The organism is Dechloromonas sp. CZR5, assembly GCF_008711155.1.
In the GTDB taxonomy this organism is placed as follows: Bacteria; Pseudomonadota; Gammaproteobacteria; order Burkholderiales; family Rhodocyclaceae; genus Azonexus.
Window position 1 is genome coordinate 1 of the sequence record NZ_VUYQ01000022.1, and the last position, 1,854, is coordinate 1,854.

Below are 1,854 nucleotides of genomic sequence, written 5' to 3' on the forward strand. Positions count from 1 at the left end.
GCAAATCCAGCCCTTGCATTAAGACCTGATTATACCAAAGACATATCCGTGGCCGCCGATTTTTCACAGCCTCTCAGCGATGTCGGCGATGTCGGCGATGCGCTTGGCAGGCACAAGGCCTACCGGTGCACAGCCGGGTTCGTCTGTCTGTGCAACCCGGAGGGTGGTCGAGCGGCTGGTTGCGAAAGCCTTGTTCATGGAATCCCCTATCGCGAATCGAGAAGTAGTTGACGTAAAGAATATGTGCTCAGGTAAGATTAGTAAACCTAAGGAAACTTTGTTAATTGATGAGGAAATAATTAACTATGCACGTCACATTCAGGCAACTTAGCGTATTTGTAGAGGTCGCGCGGCAGGGGAGTGTACTGCGAACTGCTGACGTGCTGCATCTGACACCACCCGCGGTTTCGTTGCAAATCAAGGAAGTCGAGCGACAGGTTGGGCAACGCTTATTCGATCGCAGCGGGCGACGTATGTCGCTAACAACAAGTGGGGAGTATTTCCTTTATTACGCACGCAAACTCCTTGCCACGCTGAAGGCTACCGAGGACGCTATGGCTCGCCTGACCCGCTTGGAGACTGGACGACTAACGATCGGGATGGTCAGCGCCGCCACTTGCTTCCTGCCGCAACTGCTGACGAGGTTTCACACCGAGCACCCTGCCGTGGAAGTGCGCTTGATGCTTGGCAGCCGAGAACAACTCGGACGAATGATGCAGGACAACATTGTGGATTTGTGTGTCATGGGGCGGCCGCCGAACGACGGCTCCTGGCGTGCCGAGCCCTTCGCCATGCACCCGCATGTACTGGTTACGTCACCGAACCACCGATTCACAGGCGCCGAAAGCTTCCCGGTCGGCGCATTGGAGGCCGAATTTTTCATTATGCGTGAAGTCGGCTCAGGTACCCGGGAAGTGCTCCAGGAATACCTCGATACACATCGAATCCAGCCAACTGTTATCATGGAGATGCCCAGCAACGAAGCCATCAAGCATGCTGTGATGGCCGGCATGGGCATCAGCCTGCTATCGCTGCATACGATCGGTTTGGAATGGAACAACGGGTTGATCGCTGTGCCCCACTTAGAGGGGCTGCCAGTGATGCGACGATGGACTGTCGTGCATGTCGCCGGCAAGTATTTGTCGCCGGCCGCCGAGGCATTCCGATACTACGTGCTTGAGCATGGCGAAGCGTATCTCTGCGCGACGTTTCCCCAAGACATGTCTTAGGGAAGCGCTGAACAATTCACCTTGCCCCGGAAGTAGAGGCAAGTGAGGCTGATTTGGCCAGGAAACAGGCTTGTTTTTGCGGTCCGGTAGGGGGGTTTTCGGGAATTTTCGTTCATTTTCCGTTTTCAGGACGCACCTTGGGTGTTGGCGTCGAGTAGCCAACGACGCGCCAGCACCAGATTGGCAAAGCCGAACAGGGAGAAGAGTTGGGCCGTGTTCTTGGCCAAACCCCGGTAGCGCGTCTTGCGGTGACGGAAGAGGTTCTTCACGACATGGAACGGATGCTCGACCTTGGCCCGGATACGGGCTTTGGCGTGTTCGATCCGTTCGAGCAGGTCGCCCAGTGGCGCTCCCCGCAGGGCCTTGCGCTTGCTCGGGCGCATGGCTACATGCCAGATCACCGGGACTTCCAGACTCTCGGCCCGCTTCTCGACCCCTTGGTAGCCAGCATCACCAAAGGCATTGGGGCACTTCTACAAATCCCCAGCACCGGCTAATCTTCGCCCATGCAAACGAGCCTCTTTGACCTTGAGAACCGCTACGCGAGCCTGAGAGGCTGTGAAAAATCGGCGGCCACGGATATGTCTTTGGTATAATCAGGTCTTAATGCAAGGGCTGGATTTGC

Annotated in this window: 2 protein-coding genes and 1 pseudogene; 1 reads left to right on the plus strand and 2 read right to left on the minus strand. The window is 56.1% G+C overall.

Going from position 1 to position 1,854, the window contains the following annotated elements; all coding sequences use genetic code 11:
- Nucleotides 1–63: 63 nt before the first annotated feature.
- Nucleotides 64–198: a hypothetical protein gene (locus F1002_RS21410; RefSeq protein ID WP_255584500.1), complete on the minus strand. Its 135-nt coding sequence runs from the start codon at nucleotides 196–198 to the stop codon at nucleotides 64–66.
- 107 nt (nucleotides 199–305) lie between these two features.
- Here F1002_RS21410 and F1002_RS20810 point away from each other — a divergent pair, with 107 nt between their 5' ends.
- The gene (locus F1002_RS20810; RefSeq protein ID WP_150430963.1) at nucleotides 306–1,229 is read left to right on the plus strand and encodes a LysR family transcriptional regulator; all 924 of its coding nucleotides are present in this window, start codon (nucleotides 306–308) and stop codon (nucleotides 1,227–1,229) included.
- Between the two features lie 125 nt (nucleotides 1,230–1,354).
- On the opposite strand, the pseudogene F1002_RS20815 reads toward F1002_RS20810, so the two are convergent.
- Nucleotides 1,355–1,687 (minus strand): annotated as a pseudogene (locus F1002_RS20815) (transposase); the annotation flags it as partial.
- Nucleotides 1,688–1,854 lie beyond the last annotated feature (167 nt).

Bases quoted from the DNA above. Each gene is read 5' to 3' on its own strand.
- F1002_RS21410 (WP_255584500.1), bottom strand. From the start codon at position 198: ATGAACAAGGCTTTCGCAACCAGCCGCTCGACCACCCTCCGGGTTGCA.
- F1002_RS20810 (WP_150430963.1), top strand. From the start codon at position 306: ATGCACGTCACATTCAGGCAACTTAGCGTATTTGTAGAGGTCGCGCGG.